Source organism: Allobosea sp. P4_C6 (assembly GCF_056402015.1).
The window spans coordinates 23,159-43,196 of sequence record NZ_JBFUIF010000035.1; the positions used below are offsets into that span (position 1 = coordinate 23,159).

The 20,038-nt window shown below is 64.4% G+C and carries 19 protein-coding genes and 1 pseudogene; 6 read left to right on the plus strand and 14 right to left on the minus strand.

What is annotated here, in order from left to right:
* Window positions 1-428: 428 nt before the first annotated feature.
* From AC1DVA_RS20810 to AC1DVA_RS20825, 4 genes and pseudogenes are all read right to left on the minus strand, one after another.
* Window positions 429-1,403: pseudogene (locus AC1DVA_RS20810) on the minus strand (DUF7146 domain-containing protein); the annotation flags it as partial.
* 390 nt (window positions 1,404-1,793) lie between these two features.
* Window positions 1,794-2,546, minus strand: coding sequence for a hypothetical protein (locus AC1DVA_RS20815; RefSeq protein ID WP_265050373.1), 753 nt, complete (start codon window positions 2,544-2,546; stop codon window positions 1,794-1,796).
* Window positions 2,543-3,628, minus strand: coding sequence for a tyrosine-type recombinase/integrase (locus AC1DVA_RS20820; RefSeq protein ID WP_476807122.1), 1,086 nt, complete (start codon window positions 3,626-3,628; stop codon window positions 2,543-2,545). Before AC1DVA_RS20820 ends, AC1DVA_RS20815 begins: the two co-directional genes overlap by 4 nt.
* Before the next feature lie 284 nt (window positions 3,629-3,912).
* Entirely contained in the window at window positions 3,913-4,170 is a 258-nt protein-coding gene (locus AC1DVA_RS20825) for a hypothetical protein (protein ID WP_265050371.1), read from the minus strand.
* A 358-nt stretch (window positions 4,171-4,528) separates the two neighbouring features.
* Between AC1DVA_RS20825 and AC1DVA_RS20830 the strand changes: the two genes are divergently transcribed.
* The 6 genes from AC1DVA_RS20830 (at window position 4,529) to AC1DVA_RS20855 (ending at window position 12,403) form a co-directional block, all read left to right on the plus strand.
* Window positions 4,529-5,032, plus strand: a complete 504-nt coding sequence (locus tag AC1DVA_RS20830; protein ID WP_476807123.1) for an RNA polymerase sigma factor — start codon at window positions 4,529-4,531, stop codon at window positions 5,030-5,032.
* A gap of 95 nt (window positions 5,033-5,127) precedes the next feature.
* Window positions 5,128-6,090: a FecR family protein gene (locus AC1DVA_RS20835; protein WP_265050369.1), complete on the plus strand. Its 963-nt coding sequence runs from the start codon at window positions 5,128-5,130 to the stop codon at window positions 6,088-6,090.
* A 170-nt stretch (window positions 6,091-6,260) separates the two neighbouring features.
* Window positions 6,261-8,672, plus strand: a complete 2,412-nt coding sequence (locus AC1DVA_RS20840; RefSeq protein ID WP_265050368.1) for a TonB-dependent siderophore receptor — start codon at window positions 6,261-6,263, stop codon at window positions 8,670-8,672.
* An 8-nt stretch (window positions 8,673-8,680) separates the two neighbouring features.
* Window positions 8,681-9,601 (plus strand): ABC transporter substrate-binding protein, encoded by a 921-nt coding sequence (locus tag AC1DVA_RS20845; RefSeq protein ID WP_265050367.1) that lies wholly within the window; start codon window positions 8,681-8,683, stop codon window positions 9,599-9,601.
* Window positions 9,594-11,597, plus strand: a complete 2,004-nt coding sequence (gene fhuB, locus AC1DVA_RS20850; protein ID WP_476807124.1) for a Fe(3+)-hydroxamate ABC transporter permease FhuB — start codon at window positions 9,594-9,596, stop codon at window positions 11,595-11,597. Before AC1DVA_RS20845 ends, fhuB begins: the two co-directional genes overlap by 8 nt.
* Entirely contained in the window at window positions 11,594-12,403 is an 810-nt protein-coding gene (locus AC1DVA_RS20855; RefSeq protein ID WP_265050364.1) for a siderophore-interacting protein, read from the plus strand. The genes fhuB and AC1DVA_RS20855 overlap by 4 nt, the downstream gene beginning before the upstream one ends.
* Window positions 12,404-12,546: 143 nt before the next feature.
* On the opposite strand, the gene AC1DVA_RS20860 is transcribed toward AC1DVA_RS20855, so the two are convergent.
* The 10 genes from AC1DVA_RS20860 to AC1DVA_RS20905 form a co-directional block, all read right to left on the minus strand.
* Window positions 12,547-13,206, minus strand: coding sequence for an extensin-like domain-containing protein (locus tag AC1DVA_RS20860; RefSeq protein ID WP_476807125.1), 660 nt, complete (start codon window positions 13,204-13,206; stop codon window positions 12,547-12,549).
* Between the two features lie 152 nt (window positions 13,207-13,358).
* Window positions 13,359-14,381 (minus strand): L,D-transpeptidase family protein, encoded by a 1,023-nt coding sequence (locus AC1DVA_RS20865; RefSeq protein WP_476807126.1) that lies wholly within the window; start codon window positions 14,379-14,381, stop codon window positions 13,359-13,361.
* Window positions 14,382-14,481: 100 nt separating this feature from the next.
* The gene (locus tag AC1DVA_RS20870) at window positions 14,482-14,772 is read right to left on the minus strand and encodes a hypothetical protein (protein ID WP_265050361.1); all 291 of its coding nucleotides are present in this window, start codon (window positions 14,770-14,772) and stop codon (window positions 14,482-14,484) included.
* A 615-nt stretch (window positions 14,773-15,387) separates the two neighbouring features.
* Entirely contained in the window at window positions 15,388-15,762 is a 375-nt protein-coding gene (locus tag AC1DVA_RS20875; protein WP_265050360.1) for a hypothetical protein, read from the minus strand.
* A 60-nt stretch (window positions 15,763-15,822) separates the two neighbouring features.
* Window positions 15,823-16,053, minus strand: a complete 231-nt coding sequence (locus tag AC1DVA_RS20880) for a hypothetical protein (RefSeq protein ID WP_476807127.1) — start codon at window positions 16,051-16,053, stop codon at window positions 15,823-15,825.
* 202 nt (window positions 16,054-16,255) lie between these two features.
* Window positions 16,256-16,465 (minus strand): cold-shock protein, encoded by a 210-nt coding sequence (locus AC1DVA_RS20885; protein WP_265050358.1) that lies wholly within the window; start codon window positions 16,463-16,465, stop codon window positions 16,256-16,258.
* Between the two features lie 121 nt (window positions 16,466-16,586).
* Entirely contained in the window at window positions 16,587-17,597 is a 1,011-nt protein-coding gene (locus AC1DVA_RS20890; protein WP_476807128.1) for a YihY/virulence factor BrkB family protein, read from the minus strand.
* Window positions 17,598-17,673: 76 nt separating this feature from the next.
* The gene (locus tag AC1DVA_RS20895) at window positions 17,674-17,925 is read right to left on the minus strand and encodes a hypothetical protein (RefSeq protein WP_265050356.1); all 252 of its coding nucleotides are present in this window, start codon (window positions 17,923-17,925) and stop codon (window positions 17,674-17,676) included.
* A 561-nt stretch (window positions 17,926-18,486) separates the two neighbouring features.
* A complete protein-coding gene (locus AC1DVA_RS20900) occupies window positions 18,487-19,416 on the minus strand; it encodes an electron transfer flavoprotein subunit alpha/FixB family protein (protein WP_476807129.1) in 930 nt (309 codons plus the stop codon).
* The coding region (locus tag AC1DVA_RS20905; protein WP_476807130.1) for an electron transfer flavoprotein subunit beta/FixA family protein at window positions 19,416-20,038 on the minus strand (623 nt) is incomplete at its 5' end. The genes AC1DVA_RS20900 and AC1DVA_RS20905, both read right to left, overlap by 1 nt.

Below are 20,038 nucleotides of genomic sequence, written 5' to 3' on the forward strand. Positions count from 1 at the left end.
ATGGCGAGGCGCGGCGCGACGTCGATGCCAAGGTCATCCCGGGGTAACAGGTGTACCTGCGCCGCCCAGAGCACCGCTGCCGCCAATCGGCGCTTCGGAGCGAAGACAAAGCGCGAGATTTCTTTGAGAGCGGTGTCGAGCACCGGCCCGATGTCCGTGACCGGCTCGGCCCATGGCTGTTGGTCGTCGGGAGGTGGTGGCACGGCCCCATCCCCCGCCTCCGCCCAGCGTCGGCGCGTGCTGGCCCTGTCCTTGTCGAGTGTGTCAAGCAGGCGGAGGCCGAGCAGCCCTAGCGCCGTCTTGCGGGCGCGGTCGTAGGCGAAATCGCCGAGTTTGTAGACTTCGTCGAGAAAGGCGGCCTGATCAAAGCGCCCGAGACAGCAGCGGGCTTCAGTCAGAAGCTGTTTGAGCGCCGCCTGCCCATCGTTCAGCAAGACATCATTCGGGTCTCGGCCGGACGGCGGCGCGGTCATCCGCACGGCAAGACCCTGACCGAGATATCGCACGACGCCGCGATGATAGGCCTGCACGGGCTCCGGCTTGCCGGACGGGTCGTCGCCGTCATGGGCAAGAATGATCGTCTCGACCTTCAGCGGTAGGCGGCAGAGCCCGTAGGCGCTGACGGCGCCCACGGCGACAACACGTTCATATCCGAGCAAGGAGACCGCCAGAGCATCCTCGAACCCCTCTGTGACAACCATCTCCGGCCCAGTGCCGAAGTCGAGCCGCAACAGCGCAAGGCCAGCGGTGCGCCAGTTTGGCGGCCCCCGGCGCATCTGGCGGGGCGGTTCGTGGGGCGACTTCCCACCGTCCGCTGTGATGTAGACGAAGTGCAGGCCCTGCAACGTTTCCGCCTCGTCGCAATAGGGGTAGACGAGAGCACCTTCCTCGCCGCGATGGCACGGCAAGTAGCCCATTCGCTCCACAATCTCAGGACGCAGCTTCGCGGGATCGAGGCCACGGCTCTTCAAGTAAACGGCCGCGGGCGTGTTCGCGATCGGCTGCCGTGCATCGTAGAGGTTCTCAAGATAAGCGCGCCGCCGTGTGGTCTCTGAAGCCTCGTCCTCACGGCTATCTTCGTCGTCGTAGCCAGTGCACGGGCCGCGCGCCGTGTGCGTGGCAAGCCATTCACGAGCCCAGGCGACCGCCTCCTCAAGTGTGCAACTGCAATAGTGCGCGACGTAGGCGACGGCGCCAAAACCGCCCTTACTCAGCTTGAAGTCGTACCAACTGCCGCTCCGCGAGATCTTCGAGGATTTCCCGATCCGCCAGCCGTTCCCGTCGGGTTTAACGGGTTTTTCCCGAACTGCTCCGCCAATCTCCGGAAGCTGCGTATCGAGTAGGACGACTTCGGCCGCGGAGAGGCCAGGTGGCGGGGACGATTTGCGCTTTTTCGTCGACACGGGCGGCTCTCCGAAGATTAGGACGTGCCCCGCGGGGCCGGCAGCCAGGTGCTAAGCGCAAGGAGTTCGCGTTGCGCGTGCAGCAAGGCCATCGATCAAGTCGGCCACGCGCCACCCAAGTTTGCGCTCGCTGAGCCGGATCGGGATGGGCACCTTTCCCGTCCTGTAAAGGCGCCGCCAATGATCGAGGCTGACGCCCCAGAAGAGCGCGGCTTGCTTGCTGTCGAGGATGCGATGGTGGGTGAGGTCTGACGGAAGGTCTTGACCGTTCATGTCGCGGCTCCAAGGGTTTTGCCTCGCCTTGCGTGGCGGTCCCGATGAAAGTCGCTTTCACTGCAGCGCATAAGGACCGCGGCGAGGGGCGCCGCGGTCCTTGCCGCCGACGAGTTCTCAGTCTGTGCGCTTTGCGGTGGCGCGAATTACTACGTCGGTCGGGTCCGGGATCTTCTCCCGCCCCATTGCCCGGACAAACGAGTAATAAATTGCCTCGATCGATCGCCCCGCTCGATGGGCTCCCAGCGCTTCCCAAAGGGAGCGCTCGCTCTCGGCCACGGCGTAAGCCACCCGGCGTACTGAGCGCTCCTCGACGGTGTGCTCGTCATCGCTCATCAGTTCGGCGAATAGTTTTAAGGTGGCCGCCCTCGTCGTGGCGTCCCATCCCTTCCGCATCCAGAACAGGGTACCGAGGCCGACCTTCTGGTCTCTGGCGCCGATACCGGCACCGCCTGATGGACGTGGCGACGGTTCGAGAAGCAGGCCAACCCTGCCGTTGTTAAGGTCGAGGAGCCGCAGGGCAAGTAACTGCTGTTGATGGCCGGCAAGCAGGCCGGGGTTGGCGCATAGCAGTTGCGCGGCGACGCGGCGCACGACCGCCACTTTCGCCGGGTCCGTCTCGATTTCATACTCCGTCCAGGCGTCAATCATTGCGCCGCTGTTGTCGGCCTCGGCGGCGAGCACAGCACGTTCATGCGCGCGCACTGGCTCGGCGAGCATTTGGAACAGGTCGAGCACAGCGCGCACCTGTCCTGCTGCCTTGTCCCTTTCCGCCGGATCGCTGTTCGTCAGGAAGCAGTTTAAGTGATGGTCGAACGTCGCGCCGAGGTCCGGCCCTGTAGGAGCGGCGTCCTCCTCCGTCTCGCTCATCGGTGCGCTCCCGGCGCAATGGCATTCGGAGGGGCCACAGAAGACATCAGTGCGCTGACATAGCTTGCCCACGAGTCTAGGGCTTCCCGCTTCTCTCTCGCGTAGGTTGCCCGGTTGTAGATCCCCGCAACGCCGGCCTTGTGTCCGGAGATGTGGTTGAGGAGCGCTTCGATCACATGCGGCAGGACGCCGAGATCGCCCATGCGGGTCGCTGCCGTCCTGCGGAGGTCGTGTAGTCGCCACGGCCTCACTGTTGCGCCGGATTCAGCGATGCGCCGGTCGAGCGCGGCCTTTGCATTGCTCCATCCTTGAAAACCGCCTTCACCGTCGCCGAACACAAGAGGTCTTCCGTCCCGAGCCGGAGCAGCCCGAAAAAGCGCGAGGGCCTCGGCGCTCAACGGAACATCGTGCGGGCGGCCATTCTTGGTGCGCTCCCTCGGAATAGACCACAGTTCCGTCTCGGCATTGAACTCGGTCCAAGCCATACCGCCGACCTCCTCACGCCGCTGAGCGGTGAGGATCAGCAGACGGACGATGCGGCCGTGGTCATCGTCCCGACAGGCTTGCCAGACGGCTCGGAGCTCGGCGTCCGTGAGGACGCGGTCTCGCTTGATCTCGTTCGTTGCCCTGTTCGTTCCGATGACCGGGTTTGTATCGACGAGACCCTCACCCATGGCCCACGTGAACAATGTGGAGAGGGAAGCCCGAGCCCGGTTCGCGGCGAACCTGCCGTTCTCCTTGGCAATCTCGCCCAGTCGGGCGGCGACAGTTGCCCGTTGGACCCGTTTGATGGGGAGTTCCTTCAAGGGCGCCCAATGACGAGTTAGGTGGCGCGAGACCTCTTCGTAGCTGCGGGCTTTCAGATTGGGTTTGGCCCGAAGCTCGAGATATTGCCTAGTAACAGCACCGAGTGTTACGGCCGCCCCCGCCCGGTACTCGGCCTTCTCAGTTTGGGGGTCGCTCCCGAGCTGCGCCTTGGCCAGTATCTCCTTGGCGGCCTTCCGGGCCACATCGGCATCGAGCGCCTCGAGGTTTCCTAGTGTAACCCGGCGCTGCTTGGAACCGACGCGGTACTGAACCACCCAGGCCCTCTTCCCCCCGCGCGAAGGCGGAGGCCGAAGCCAGGAAGGGCGTCGTCAAACACGATATAGTCGGATTTGCCGGCTGGCAGTGTGAGCCGGGCAACGTTCTGCCGGATAAGCTTCAAGACCCCTCCTTAGATCACCAGCCATCGAGCAACTGGGAAGCGCATGGGAAGCGGCTTCTTGGCGGCTAGAGACTACTCCTGATCATTTAACTCAGAGGGTATGCCGGTCTTTTCAAGAGCTTGCAAGGTCTTTGGAGTCTCCTGACATCTTAAGTCCATTCAGAGCCGCAGACTACGAATCTGAGGGTCAGAGGTTCGAATCCTTTCGGGCGCGCCATTACTTAGCTCCTTTTGAGGAGCGCCGCTTGCCGGGCGGTTTACGATCCTGCATTCAGCTTGGTTCCCGGATTTCCGCTTTACGCCGAGGTCGATGACGTAGTCGATCTTCCCCTGTCCGTTGTCGGGGAGGCCGCGGCGTTCCGCCCGCCGGCGATAGATGTTGGCGGCCTTGTCGGTCGCGTGCTCGATCTCGGCCAATCTCTGCATCTCTGGCGCCAGCCATTTGCGAGTTCGACGCCGCGCGCATGGCGCAGGCCGTGCAGTGCGAGCCTGAACGCATCATTTTATCAACGAGATGCGTTCGGACGGCATCAGGCGGGGAATTTACTCTAAAACAGTTCTAAATCATTGTCATTGCAGGGAAATCTTTGAGCCGCTATTCACGGGCATCCTGAAGTTGAGGGCGCTGACGGCAATCCGATGCGTTCCGAGCCATCCGATTCGCCCTGACCATGTCCCACGCCAACCCAGATGGCTTTCAGAAGCGGATTGAGGAAGGCCGAGCGGTGCCGCTTGGCAGTCCACTCATGCGCTTCGCGCGCATGGCGAGGACGCCATGAGCTGGGATCTGCAGCATCTGTTCGCGAGCTACGCCCGCGACATCAACCGCTTCCTGCGCAGGCGTGGGCATAGCCTGGAAACGGCCGAGGACCTGACGCAGGATACGTTTGTGCGCGTGCTGGCGACGCCGCCGTCGGAGACCGGCCTCAACCACAATCCCCGGGCCTATCTCTACCAAGTCTCGCGCAACCTCAGCATCAATCATCATCGTCGCGAGAACATCGTTCCCTTCACCGATCTCTCGACGGACGAGATCGCGAAGGTCGCCGATCCCGCGCCTTCACCCGAGCGGATCGTCTATTCGCGCCAGTGTCTCATGCAGACCCAGCGGGCGCTCTCGGAGCTGCCTGAGCGGACGCGTCTGGCGTTCGAGATGCATCGGATCGGCGATCGCACGATCGCCGAGGTCGCGCGGGAACTCGGCCTGTCGAATGCGCGGACCTGGGGCCTGATCCATGAGGCCTACCGGCACCTGCTCAAGCAAGTCGGTGATTTTTGAGCCCTTCGCTCAAGCGAATTTTTCCGCCGCTCGTTTGTTATAGATGGTAGGCACGCGTCATCGGCTTTCGGCCGCGGCCCGCCGAAGGACGACAGATGAGCGCAACGGACCACGATCAGGACAGACTGACCGACGAGGCCATCGACCTCGTGATCCGCCTCCAGAACGACCCCGGCAATCCAGTCTCGAGCGAGATGATCCGCGCGTGGCGCGCCCGCAGCCCCGAGCACGACAGAATATGGGCGCGCGTGGCCAGGCTTCACGGAGCCGCCGGCAAAGTCATCACCGAGCGTCACAGGAGCGAGCGCGGCGAGGATATCGAGCCAAGCCGGAGGCTTCTGCTCGTCGGCGGCGCGATCGGGCTCGGCGCTCTCGGCGCCGGCTACACGATCCTGCCCGAGATCATGTTCCGCAACCGTGCCGACCATGCCACCGGCAAGGGCGAAACCCGCATGCTCGCCCTCCCCGACGGAACCAAGGCGATGCTCGGCCCGGACAGCGCGCTTTCGTTGGATTACGGCGAGGCCCGCCGCAGGGTCGAGCTCCTGCAGGGCATGGCCTTCTTCGAGGTGATGCGCGAGCCGGCGCGGCCCTTCGTCGTGAGTGCGGGCGAGCTTGCGGCCACCGCATTGGGAACGGCCTACGACGTGTCGAACGATGCCGGCGTCGTCCAGGTTGCCGTCGATCACGGCGTGGTGGAGGCGGCGCTTCCGGGCGCGAGGTCGTCAGCCGCCCTGCGGCTCGGGGCCGGCGACTGGATGAGCTTCGATCCGTCGTCGAACAAGGTCGAGCGCGGCAGGCTCGAGGCCGGACAGATCGCCACCTGGCGGGACAAGCTGATCATCGCCGAACAAGAGACGGTGGCGACGCTGGTCGCCCGGATCGGGCGGTGGATTCCGGGACGGATCGTCATGGCCGACCCGTTCATCGGATCGCAGCGCGTCAGCGGGCTGTTCGACCTGAACGACCCGGTTCGCGCCCTCGAAGCGGTCGTTCATCCGGCGGGAGCGCGTATCCGCCAGGTGTCCTCCTTCGTCACGATCATCTCCCCCATCTGAAAATTTCGCCGCGACGGTGAAAATCCCGCGCCCCCGATTGTAACAGTGATGGGGCTGGCACGACCCGCGCGATCAGGCGCCGCCAGACTCCGGGACGATCAACTGCGGAGTGGCTTGGTATGGGGTTCGGGGCTGGAGTGTCCGTCGCTGCGGTCAGGCGAAGGAGGTCGTTGATCGCGACGCTGATGATGACGGCGATCGTCACCGGCGTCGTCGGCTTCGACAGCAGCGCCCGAGCGCAGAGCGTGACGCAGTCATCGTTCGACATTCCCGCAGGACCGCTCAATCGTACATTGACCGCATTCGGCCGCCAGGCAGGGCTTCAGGTCACCTATCTCGCGAGCGCCGCCGCGGGAAAGACGTCGCCCGGCCTTTCGGGGCCCGCGACGCGCGAGCAGGCCATCGCCCGCATCCTGCAGGGCACCGGATTGTCCTACCGCTTCACCAACGCCACCACCGTCGCGATCTCCCCGCAAGGAGCGGGCTCCGGCGCAGCTGCCGCCGGAGACGGCTCCTTGCTTCTGGACACGATCGAGGTCCAGGGCCGGACCGAGAGTGCCTGGGGGCCGGTCGACGGCGTCGTGGCGCATCGCAGCGCCTCCTCGACGAAGACCGACACCTCGCTGCTGGAAACGCCGCAATCCGTCTCGGTCGTGACCGCGGCACAGGTCACACAGCAGGGCACGCAGTCGATCGGCGAGGCGCTGCGCTATACGCCGGGCACCTATAGCGACATCTACGGGACGAATACGACGCGCGACCTCATCCGCATCCGCGGCTTCTCGCCGAAATTCTATCAGGACGGATTGGTTCTGCCTTACGGCATCGGATCCCAGGGCACGCAGACCGAACCGTTCGGCCTGGAGCGCATCGAGGTCCTGCGGGGCCCTTCATCGGTGCTCTACGGACAGAATCCGCCCGGCGGCATCATCAACATGGTGAGCAAGCGACCGCTCGACGAGCCGCGCCGCGAAGTCTTCGTCCAGGCCGGTAATTTCAGCCGCCTGCAGGCGGGCTTCGACGTCAGCGGCCCGGTGACGGCCGACAAGAGCCTGCTCTATCGGGTGGTGGGTCTCGGCCGGAACAGCGGCACGCAAGTCGATTTCGCCGACAATGATCGCTATTATTTCGCGCCGAGCTTCACCTGGAGACCATCCGGCGCCACCTCGCTGACGGTTCTGTCATCCTTCCAGCGTGATCGGGCGGGCATCGCCGACCAGTATTTCCCAGCTGCCGGCACGCTCTACGCCAATCCGAACGGCCGCATCCGCACGAGCACCAATATCGGCGAGCCATGGCTCGACAAGCTCGATCGCAAGATGACTACGATCGGGTACGAATTCTCGCACGCCTTCAGCGACAATCTGAGCTTCCGCCAGAATGCCGGCTACAACTACGCCGAAGTCTACAACGCCTCGACCTTCACGACCGGCATTCTCGCCGACAACCGTACGATCACGCGCCGCTTCAGCACGATCGACCGCACGCTCCGCTATTTCTCGATCGATAATCAGCTGCTGGCGAAGATCGAGACGGGGCCGCTGCGGCACGAGATTCTCATCGGGCTGGACCATCGCAATACCAGCGAGTACGCCCTGAATGGCGGCGTCCTGCCGGCGCCGAACCTGAACGTGTTCGCGCCTGTCTACGGCCGGCCGTTCAACGCATTCAGCTTCAACCAGAACTATCGCGACTTCGTTCGGCAGACCGGCGTCTATGCGCAGGACCAGATCCGCCTCGACAAGTGGCTGCTGACCCTGAGCGGACGGCAGGATTGGTCCAAGACGGGCCGGACCAGCTATTTCCCGACCCGGTCGAAGACCGAGGCCGATGATCGCGCCTTCACCGGGCGCGTCGGCCTGAGCTATCTCTTCGACAACGGTCTTGCGCCCTATGTCAGCTACTCGACCTCGTTCGAGCCCGTCAGCGGCGCGACGTCGCCGGCGCGTGGCTCGGAAGCGTTCAGGCCGACCGAGGGCGAACAGTTCGAGGCCGGGTTGAAGTATCAGCCGAGCTGGTTCGACGGGCTCTTCACGGCTGCGGTCTTCGATCTGCGCCAGACCAACGTCTCGACGACCGATCCGCTGGATACGCGCTACAGCGTCCAGACCGGCGAGGTGCGCGCACGCGGCTTCGAATTCGAGGCGCGGGCGAACATCACCTCATCGCTCAGCGTCATCGGCTCCTACTCCTACACCGACACCGAGATCACCAAGAGCAACGTCGCCGCGCAGCTCGGGCGCGTCCTTCCCTCGACGCCGAAGGACCAGGCCAGCCTCTGGGCGCAGTACGCGTTCAAGGAGGGTCCTTTCAATCGCCTCTCGATCGCCGGCGGCGTCCGCTATATCGGCGCGACCTACGGCGACGCCGCCAATCTCTGGCGCGTGCCGGGTTACACTCTCGTCGATGCCTCGCTGACGCTCGACCTCGGCAAGATCTGGCAGCCGGCCAAGGGCGCCACCTTCCAGGTCAACGCCAACAACCTCTTCGACAAGGAGGTCGTGAACATCTGCTTCAATGCCTATAGCTGCATGATCGGCCAGCGGCGCACCGTGCTGGCGACCCTGCGCTATCAGTGGTGACGCGGCGCATGCCGACCCGGCGCCGCGCGCTGCTGGCCTTGGCCGCGGGCTGCCTCCCGGCAGCGCCGGGCTTCAATGGCTCGGCCCTCGCCAGGTCGAGCCCGCCGGGCGAGGCCGTACGGGTCGCCTGCACCGACTGGACGGGCGCCGAGACGCTGCTCGCCCTCGGCATCGTGCCCGCTGGCGTCATCGACAGGGCGGGCTACGACCGCACGATGGTGGAGCCGTCGCTGCCGGCATCGGTGGTCGAGCTCGGAGCGGGCTGGGCGCCCAATGTCGAACTGCTTCAGTATCTGCAGCCCGATTTCATCCTGATCCCGCAATGGTCGGTCCGGTCCCCGCAGCTCGCGCGGATCGCTCCTGTCGTCGTTCTTCAGAACCGGAGCGAGACGCTCGACGCGATCGATACCGCGAAACGGCAATTGCCGGAGCTGGCGGAGCGCTTTGGCGCGCCCCGTGCAGCCCAGGAGATCATCACCCGCTTCGACGAGGAGCTGCAGGCGATCCGAGCCTCCCTGAGCACCTGGGACGATCGGCCGATCGCCTATCTCAACCTCAATCCGGACGGCCGGAACGTCTCGATCGCCACCGCCACCTCGCTCTTCGAAGACGTGGCGCGCCGGCTTGGCCTGAAGAACGCGTGGGGCCGGCAAGCCAATGTCTGGTCCTTCTATGTGACAGGTGTCGAGCAACTGGCGAGCATCCCCGATGCGCGATTGATCTATGCCGATCAGGGGGCCCGGACGGAGGCGGCGCTGCGTCGCCTCGCGGATAACAGGATCTGGAACAGCCTGCCGGCAGTGCGCGAGGGACGGATCAGCCGGATCCCGGCGACCTATGCCTATGGCAGCCTGCCCACGGCCCTCAGGCTCGCCCGCATGCTTGCGCAGGACGCAAGCCGCCCTGCCGGATCGCCGGCTCATGGCTGAGATCATGCGGCCGTCACGGCCGGCTCTCCATCCGTATCCGTGGATGCTGGTCTTGCCGCTCCTCGCGCTCGCCGCGGCGAACACGGCGGTCCTGCTGCTGCGTCAGGCGCCGCCATCGCATTGGCTTGCTGCGACCTTCCAGCCTCAGGACGCGTCGATCAACGACCTGCTGATCGCCTACAGCCTCGCGCCGCGCGCGGTGATGGCTCTGCTTTGCGGCGCGGCGCTGGGTCTTTCGGGCAGCATCTTCCAGATGGTCCTGCGCAACCCGCTTGCGGAGCCCGGCACGCTCGGCGTCTCGGCCGGCGCAAGCCTCGCGCTGGTTTCCGCGACGCTCTGGCTGCCCGAATTGCTGGAATGGGGGCAGGAGCCGATCGCGCTCGCCGGCGGCAGCCTGGGTTGCCTTGCGGTCTTCCTCATCGCCCGCCGGCAGGGTTTCGCCCCGACCGCGCTGATCATGGCAGGTCTGATCGTCAGCCTCTATTGCGGAAGCCTCGCCGCGCTCGCCGTCCTGTACAATCACGACAACCTCACAAACCTGTTCATCTGGCAATCCGGAGCGCTCTTCCAGAGCGGATGGAGCGGCGTGCTCTACCTGCTGCCGCGTCTCGCCCTCTCCGCACTCTTGGTCTTTGCGGCGCTGCGCCCACTCGCATTGCTCGAACTCGGCGACCAGACGGCGTTGGCGAGCGGGCTCAAGGTCCGCAGCATCAGGATCCTCATTCTCGCCATCGCGGTTTCGCTGGGCTGTTTCGTCGCCAGCGCGGTGGGGATGATCGGTTTCATCGGGCTTGCCGCACCGAACCTGGCCCGGTTCTGCGGCGCGCGCACGGCCCGGCAACGCCTCATCTGGGCGCCTGTCATTGGCGCCGGGCTGCTCTGGTCGGCAGACAGCATCGTGCAGCTCCTGGGCCTTGTGATGAGGGAATTACCCACCGGCACCGCCACGGTGCTCCTCGGCGCTCCCTGTCTGCTCATCCTCCTGATGTACAGCCGGCAGCACGTCCGGCCACCGGGCAACGAACCGGCTCTGCGTCGTGTCCCGCACGCCGGCGCCCGGCTTTTCGGCCTGGCCGGATTGCTCGCGCTGTCTTTGGGGGTGGCGCTGCTGGTCGGGCGTGGGCCCGATGGATGGGAGATCACCCCGCCGCTCGTCGATCCGCATGCCGTGCTGCAATGGCGCTGGCCCCGTGCAGTGGGTGCGCTGGCCGCCGGTGGCCTGCTGGCGCTCGCGGGGGCCGCGCTGCAGAGGCTTACCGCCAATCCGATGGCGAGCCCCGAGGTGCTCGGGCTCACCTCCGGCGCCGCACTGGGCTTCATGGTTCAGATCATGCTCATGCCTGCCCAGTCGGCCGGAACCGGCCTTGCCGGAGCGGGCACAGGCGCTGCCCTGACGCTCGCCGCGCTGCTGCTGATCGGATCGCGAGCGCGTGGTGGGCCGGAGCGCAGCCTCCTCGTGGGAGTCTGCCTGGCGACGCTCAGCAGCGCCATCGCCACGGTTCTGCTGTCGACCGGCCATCCGGCGCTGCGTGGCTTGCTCGGTTGGCTGTCGGGATCGACGGCGGGCGTCGCGCCCTGCGCGGCGATTGCGGCCATGCTCGCCCTGATCGGTGCATTGGCGGTGTTGCCGATGTTGCTGCGCTGGCTCGCGATCTTGCCGCTTGGGCAGGCCACCGCGGGGGCGGTCGGCGTGTCCGTCGGGCGAGCCCGCGCGATCGTCCTCGCCTACTGCGCCGTGGTGACAGGGGCAGCGACATTGCTGATCGGGCCGCTCGGCTTTGTCGGGCTGATGGCTCCCCATATCGCGAGGCGCTTCGGCTTCTCGGCTTCGGGAAGCCAATTCGTCGGGGCCGTGCTTGTCGGCGCCTCGCTTCTCGTTATCTCCGACTGGATCGGACGCGTCGCGATCTTCCCATGGGAAATCCCGGCGGGATTGGTCTCGGCGTTCGTAGGCGGGCCCTATTTCATGTGGCTCATGCAGAGGCGCGGTTCATGAAGGCCTCGGGCATCATCCACAATCCCGGACGCGGGACATTCCGCCGGCTCCAGGTCCTGCGCGCCTGGCGGGTGACACCCCATATGCGGCGGGTCGTCCTAACGGGGCCGGAGCTGGCAGGCTTCTCGTTCTATCGCCAAGGCCTCGGGCCCTATGTGAAGCTCCTTGTTCCCCCGCTGAATCTCAAGGATCCGGGCTGGCCGCGCATCGGAGAAAGCGGGGCGATCGAATGCCCCGTGGATCAGCGGCCATCGGTGCGCACCTACACGGTGAGAGATTTCGACGAGGAGCTGCAGGAACTGACCATCGATTTCGTCCTGCACGGTGACGAGGGCCCGGCCTCGCGCTGGGCGGCCAAAGCCGAGCCCGGTGACAGCATTGCGCTCCTCGAACGCGGCTTCTCCCATCCCTATGGCGTGGATCGCTACGTCTTCATCGGCGATCACACGGCCCTGCCTGCCATCGCCCAAAGCCTGGAGAACCTCCCTGACGACAGCAGGGGTGAAGCCGTCATCTGCCTGGGGGATGACGAGGACAAGCAGCATCTCCGCGCTCCGCCCGGCTTGTCGGTAACCTGGTTGATCGGCGAGAAGACGATCGAACTGCCGTCTTTGATGAGAGATCTGAAGCTGGCGTCTGCCGAGCCCGGTGAATATCTGTTTCTCTGGGTCGGAGCAGAGGCGAGGCTTGCGCGATTCCTTCGCAGCCATGCCAAGGATGGCCTATCTCTGCCCAAGGATCAGTACTCGATCCTCAACTACTGGCGGCGTGGATTTGCCGAGGGTTCGTTTGAGCGCAGTGGCTGAATGGCTGCCACCACCGCCTTCAGCATTCCTGCGATCCGCGGCTCCGCGTCAGATCCGGACGTTGGGTTCCGCCAGGGGCGGACATATCCTGTTGCCAAGCGGCGGCCGGCCTCGCGCGGAAGCCAGCCCAAGCTCCGCCCCCTTCATTCCGTTGCCCACTGGCAAATCTTGAAGTCGCCCTTCCTGCGACGCATGTCGAGGTGAAGATGGTCCTTGTGAGAGCTGTCCGAGCCTGGGCCCAGAACGGTCGTGAAGCGTGCGCAGGCGCTCTTTTGCACGTGCTCTCGTAATGCGCTGGTCCCATCGTCGCGGTTATTGTTGAACATGACGCTGCGATTGTCCTGAAGGACGAGACCGCTCAAATCCATTGCGTTTCCGCTTGCGTGTTCGCTGATTGGAGCCCCGGCGGCGCCATTGCGCGGGCGGCAGGCATGACCGCCGACACCAACGAGGCGGGAGAGCTTGCTATTCGCCGCAGCCGCAGCGGGCGAGAGATCGTCGCGCACCCAGTCGACAATATCGAGCGCGAAGGCGCATCGAACCGTGATCGCGCTGTCGAACTCGACCTTGGACCCATCAGGCATTGTCACGGTGCGGAAGCTCACCGGATCCTCGATGCCGCACTCGCCGCTCGTGTTCTCCGCAGCAATTGGAAGTGAAACGCCTCCACGCTCCTCGAAGCGCGCGATGCAAGCCGATCCTGCCGCCGGCTTGTCCGCTCCGTTTTCGGCGGGCTTTTGCGGCTCCGGCGCGGCGGGTGGAGCCAGATCGGCAGGGCGTCGCGGTGGCAGAGGCGCAACCATCTGGGCCGGCAGTCGCGGCGAGGCCGAAGACGCAGCTTTCGCACCGCCGGCACGATCTCTGGCCTCGGTTGCGGACACCCAAAAGCAAGGAAGCGCGCAGAGGCCGCCTGCGATCAGAAGAGTGCGCCACGAACGCGGACGACGCATGCCGATCAATCGACGAAGCGAACCGCGACGCCCGGCTTAACCAGATCGGCCAGCTCTTCAGCATCCCAATTCGTCAACCTTACGCAGCCATGCGAGGTCGTCTTGCTGACCTTGGATGGTTCCGGCGTGCCATGGATTCCGAATGTCGGCTTCGACAGGGCGATCCAGACGGTCCCGACGGGACCATTTGGACCGGGCGGCAGGACGAGCGTTTCGGTGTTCTTGCCCTGCTGGAAATTCTTCTCGGGATCGTAAGTATAATTCGGGTTCCTCGCGACTCGCTCAACGGTGTATTCGCCCGATGGAGAGGGGTTGTCCTCGCTGCCAATGGTCGCCGGGTAGCTCGCCAGCACTCTGTCTTCCGCCCCGAAGACAATGACCATCCCCGTGCTCTTGACCGCGTCGATCCGCAGAGCGGACCCGACTTCCGGCGCGCGACGCGCCGATGCCACCAGGAGACGTGTCCMGGCTTCGGTGAATGATCCGCGCGGATTCAGGGCGTTGAGCAGCGCTTCGCTCATATGGAAACGTTCGCCCAGCATCTCCTGCGGGCTCGTATAGGACAGGCGCTTCATCTTCGCCTGCCTGGCATAGTCGCGGGGGATCGCGTCGGCAAAATCGTAGGACGCGTCCTTCGCCGACAGCGTGTATTCGGCGATCACGTCACGAATCGTGTCCCCGCCGAGACTCAGCCAGGCCAGTTCGTCGATCTCATCGCCTTCGGGCAAATTCTGCTGACGCCGAAACTGCGCGACAGCCTTGCGAAAATTCTCGCCGTCGACACCATCGATGACCCCTGGGGAAATGCTGCGGCGGCTGAGCAGGATCTGCGCCTTTGCCACAAAGGGAACCGGCCCCACTTCGACCTGCGTGTTCCTGTCGGCGAAGGTTACCGCATTGATCTCGTCAGCCGTCAGGGCAAACGCAGGCAATGCCAACAGGATAGCTGCCGCAAGTAATGACCCGACAAGCGAGGTTATCAGCTTCTGCAGTTGCACATAAGCGCTGCGCGGCAGGTCGGTTTTCATCTGCACCCCAAGAGCCGTTAGAAGGCTCAAGCCATACCGATGAAGCGACCAGATGTTCCACGAGGACTGCAGCCCGACTCGAACAATCGAATTCAGGCGTTCAAACCGGACTGCGACGACCGCGTCTCAGGTCGTGCTCATGTCCGAATGCCGTTGGCCGCTGCGCCGGCATTTGCCGGCGCCGCCGTGGAACCGACCGAGCGAGATAGGCCAGGGCGCATGTCACCATCGCGACGGCAAGCCCCGAGCAGATGAGACCGGCGGGCGTAATCCGCGCCTTCCCTTGCAGGGTAATGTGCTTGCCGACGCGCAGGTCGAATTCAGACCTGATCTCCTCGGGATGCGGTGGTGCCTCGTCAAGAATGGCTGGTGCGGCATTGGCTTCCGGCATCACAGCTCCAGGGTTTTGGTTCCAGAGTCGGGATGATGCCATGACTGTCTATCGGCAAGAAGGCCGATGACTCGGCAATCGAATCCGTTCCTAGACAGATTCGGGGGCCATCATCATTGCGGTCGCGACCATGCCCGTTCCCGGGCGTGGCGTCGCCGTCGCCAGATAGCACCACAGGGTTTGCGCTCACGAGCCCGTCCCGATTGGGCTCAGCCTGCGATTTCGCGTACTGGCCGGCAGCATCCTTCTTCGCCGGCTCTCGCGATTTGATCGCAGCTTCCTGTTCGGGCGTCAGTGGGTTGCCGTTTCCGTCCCTCATCTCATCCTCCTGGTCGTGGATTTGATCAGGCAACGGGTGGCCCGCATCTAATGTTCCCGGTTGGAAGCGCGCCCGCTCATCCCGCCGAAACCGGGCGCAGGGTGGCGGCCAGCATAAGTGCGAGGTTGAGCGCAACACCGAGCCAAAGCCATAAGTCCAGGGAAACGCGATAATGCATCGGACCGTCCTCCTTCTGACGGACCAATTCCCCGGCCAGCAATCCCGTTCCGAAGTTCCGTAAAATGCGATGGATCGTGATGAACGAGGAGTTAGCGCACCCCTCGTTGGTCGATTGTTCAATTGCCCCTGCCGGTGTCGAGCATCGGAGGGGGCTGAATCTCGGGAATGTTGGTCAGATCCTCCGGAAGCGGAGAGCTCGAGCACCTCAGGTGCAGATCACGATTGAACTGCTTGCGGCGAATATTCTGCTGGTTGGTGACGTTGACCGTCGCGAGTGCGCCCGATGGGCTCAGGAATCCTATCATCACCGACGACTTCAACCGCTCCTTCTCTTCGGCATCGTAGCTCTCGGCCTTCTGCCTGCCGTCCTTGCAGGCGGCGCTTTGCCATTTCCTGTCTGAATGATTGAGCGATCCGGCGTAGTTCGCGGGCTGCGTGGTGCACCCAACGCATAGAAGGCCCAACACAGCGATTGAGATCGGTGTTCGCATTGCTCGTTCCTAATGAATTTTGGTTTGCGGCAGGTGGGAGAAGTCGAGGCGATGGCTCGTTCAGTCGGTCAGAGCGGCCAATTCTGCGTCGGGAAGCACTTCGCCGTTCGCGGTCATCTTCTCGACACGGCCGTCAAACAGGTCGTCAGCAACCGCTTCGATGGCATGTTCAATGGAAGGGTACTCGACCCAGTAAGCCGAATCGATATCGCCAGCGTGCTTGTCGCGATGCTGCAGCAGCACGCCGATTTCAGCGCTGGCATATTTGGCAATCACATCGGCGGGTCTCATTGGGCATCCCGATCTTGCTGTCGGCATGTAACCCTGCTCGATGAATGATTGTTCCTGTTGAGAGGGGTACGTCTCGGCTCATTCAGAGCGTCATCGACGCGCCGGAAGGCGTCGCGCCCGATTAGCCTGGCCGCCCCCTCATGAAGGCGGCCAGCGGCCCCGCCTGAGTCACGGCGAGGCCAATCGAATGCCGGAGAACCGGCTACTCCGCCTTCAGGTTTTCCGCCGAAGACTTCCCGGAACGCTTGTCGGCAACGATCTCGTAGGAAATCTTCTGCCCCTCCCGCAGTTCACGGAGACCAGCGCGCTCGACGGCGCTGATATGAACGAAGACATCCTGACCGCCGTCGTCAGGCTGGATGAAACCAAAGCCTTTCGTCGAGTTGAACCATTTCACTGTGCCTGTCGCCATTTCGCTCTCCTTGTCGAAGTCGGTAACATGGCGGGCCGTACCTCAGGAGGCAAGCGACTAAAACCTAGGGCCGAGGGCCGACAACACTCCGGGACGTCGCTCTTACAAACTGTCCGGCCGATCAGCTCTTGCGATCGGCAGCGTCCGCGCCCCGCATTCCAATGGGCATCGGAGGCCCCTTGGTTGTGTCACGGTTCGTCTGTCGCTCAGCCTCGGCATTCAGCTCCGCCCCGACAAGCAGGATGGTCGCCGATAGCCACATCCAGGTCAGCAGGCCGATAACGGCTCCGATGGTGCCATAGGTCTTGTTGTAGTCCTCGAAATTGGCGACGTACCACGAGAACAGAATCGACCCGGCCACCCAGGCAACCGCTGCGACCAAGGCGCCGGGGCTCACCCATTTCCACTGCGCATCGTCTCGACTTGGCCCGAAGCGGTAGAGAATACCAAGGCCGACGACGAGCACGACGAAGAGCAACGGCCAACGGCCGATCGATATGAGCCACTCGCTCGCGGCACCCATGTAGACGTAATCCAGCACGATGGGGATGGCCGCGATGGCACCCAGCGCGACCAGCAGGAACGCGATGATGCCGGCCGTGAAGGCGAGCGAAATCGCATTGAGCTTGAAGAAGCCCCGCTTCTCGTCTTCGCCATAGGCCACGTTCAGCGCATCGAACAGCGCTTTGACGCCGGCATTGGCGCTCCAGAGCGCCAAGCCGAGGCTGAGGAAAAAGGCAAATCCGAGCGTTGCGCTCCCACCGTTGCCGATGCGGGAAATCTGATCTGCCAGGAATTCTATCGCACCGGCCGGAAGAAAGGCGCCCRGCCCTGCCAATTGGCCGCCGATCGAAGCGGGGTCGTTGACAAGCCCATAAATCGAGACGAACGCGGTCAGTGCGGGAAAGAGGGCGAGAAGACCGTAGAATGTGACGCCGGCCGCGACGGCACGGACCCTGTCTCGATCCGCTTCCGTATATGTCCGGCGGAGGATTTCCCACCAGCCGCGAGGCGGGATGTCGGTTGGCGCCGAAGCCAATGCGCCTTCGCCCGAACGTGATTGCGCCTTGGCGGCATATCGGCGCTCGCGAGCGTCCGGGCGGCCGCCGCCGCTGGCCAGGTTGAGCGCCACGACGATACCGACCGCGCCTGCAACAAGCGCCAGCCCGTCGCACCAGCGGAAGCCGCTTCTGTGTCGTCTTGGCCGATCAGTCGTCATTCTCGACCTGTCGGCGAAGTTCGTTATCGGCTGCGCCTTGAACTGCCTCTGCCATCCTGGAGGACAGGTCTGGAAATTCCTCCAGAATCTCGCCCTCGGGTATGCCGGACTGTCGAGCTGCGGCGAGCGCGCTCCGGGTAAAAATATCGAAGCGTGCATCCACTCCTTGCTCGAGGAAATCCTCGGACGAAATGTTCTCGGCGATCCACCGCTCGACAAATGCCACGCCGCGCTCCGACATCTGGTTGCTCCTCGCCTCGGCGTATATGCGGTCAACTCGCTTCAGCACTCCCGGTTCGCCGTGGAGGCGAGAAAATCCATGCCCACAGCGCCCTTGGGAGAGGCATGGATCGGCCGGGCGTTTCACTCTCAGTTCGGAGGCGTCTTTGTGCCGTCTGACGAATTTGAGGGAGGGCCGGCCCCGGACGCGGCCGAAATCGACATGTACGACGTGCCCGAGCTCGGGCAAGCGGATGCCGGCTATCGCCGCCTTCGCGCGTTGGCGAGGCACATGGCAATGCAGGCGTCGATGAGGGATGGCCCCAAGCGATCGTCTGCCCCAGGTTGCAATCGTACTGGCTGGAGCGTGGCTCTTGCGAAGAGCAATCTGTCAACGAAGCGTCGGCATGCTTCAGCAAATGCCGACGCTAGCCTCCCGCAGGCTGCGGCTCATCGCCATCGCCCTACCTGCACTCGAATCTGCATGCGACGTCTTTCTGCGAGCAGCGGAGGAGCAATCGAGCGAGTGTTGACGTGGAGGGCAGGAAAGAACCCCGCAGCACCATCGCTCCCGAGCAGAGCGTTATAGCTCTGCGTCGAGTTCGGGCAGGATAGTGAAGAGGTCTCCGACGAGGCCGTAATCGGCGATCTGGAAGATCGGGGCCTCCTCGTCCTTGTTGATGGCGACGATGACCTTGCTATCCTTCATGCCGGCGAGGTGCTGGATCGCGCCGGAGATGCCGACCGCGATGTAGAGCTCGGGCGCCACGACCTTGCCGGTCTGGCCGACCTGCCAGTCGTTGGGGGCATAACCGGCATCGACCGCGGCGCGCGAGGCGCCCATCGCGGCGCCCAGCCGGTCGGCGACCGGCTCGATCACATTGGTGAAGTTCTCCGAGGAGGCGAGTGCGCGCCCGCCCGAGATGATGATCTTGGCGGAAGCCAGCTCCGGACGGTCGGACTTGGCGACCTCCTCGCCCTTGAAGGACGAGTTGCCGGGGTTCTCTGCGCCCGAGACGGTCTCGACCGCGGCCGCGCCGCCTTCGCCGGCCGCCTGGAAGGAGGCCGTGCGGATGGTCAGCAGCTTCTTGGCGTCCGTGGACTGCACCGTCTGGATGGCGTTGCCGGCATAGACCGGGCGCTCGAAGGTGTCGGGGGAGACGACCTTGGTGACGTCCGAGACCTGCATCACGTCGAGCAGGGCGGCGACGCGCGGCAGCACGTTCTTGCCGGTGGTGGTCGAGGGCGCGACGATCGCGTCGTAGCTATCGGCCAGCTTGACGATCAGCGCAGCGAGCGGCTCGGCCAGCGCATGGCCGTAAGCCGCGTCATCGGCGAGCAGCACCTTCTCGACGCCGGCGAGCCTGGCAGCCGCATCGGCGGCTGCCTTGGCGCCTTCACCGGCGACGAGGATATGGACAGGGCCGCCGAGCTGGGAAGCCGCGCTCAGCGCCTTGGCGGTGGCGTCCTTGATCGAGACGTTGTCGTGATCGGCGATCAGCAGCGTGGTCATCAGATCACCCCGGCGGTCTTGAGCTTGGAGACGAGTTCGGCGGCCGAGGTCACCTTGATGCCGGCGGAGCGGCCGGCCGGCTCGACCGTCTTCAGAACCTTCAGGCGGGGGCTCACATCGACACCGAGCGTCTCGGCCGTGGTCTCGTCGAGCGGCTTCTTCTTCGCCTTCATGATGTTGGGCAGCGAGGCATAGCGCGGCTCGTTCAGGCGCAGATCGGTGGTGACGATCGCCGGCAGCTTCAAGCTGACCGTCTGCAGGCCGCCATCGACCTCGCGGGTGACGTCGACATTGTCCGCGCCAAGCTCGACCTTCGAGGCGAACGTGCCCTGCGGCCAGCCGAGCAGCGCCGCCAGCATCTGGCCGGTCTGGTTGGCGTCGTCGTCGATCGCCTGCTTGCCGAGGATGACGAGGCCGGGGCCTTCCTGCTCGACCAGCTTCTGCAGCAGCTTGGCCACGGCAAGCGGCTCGACGATGCCGTCGACCTTCACCAGGATGCCGCGATCGGCGCCCATCGCCAGACCGGTGCGGATCGTCTCGGCTGCTTGCGCCGGACCGATCGAGACCACCACCACCTCGGTCGCCTTGCCGGCTTCCTTCAGGCGCAACGCCTCTTCCACCG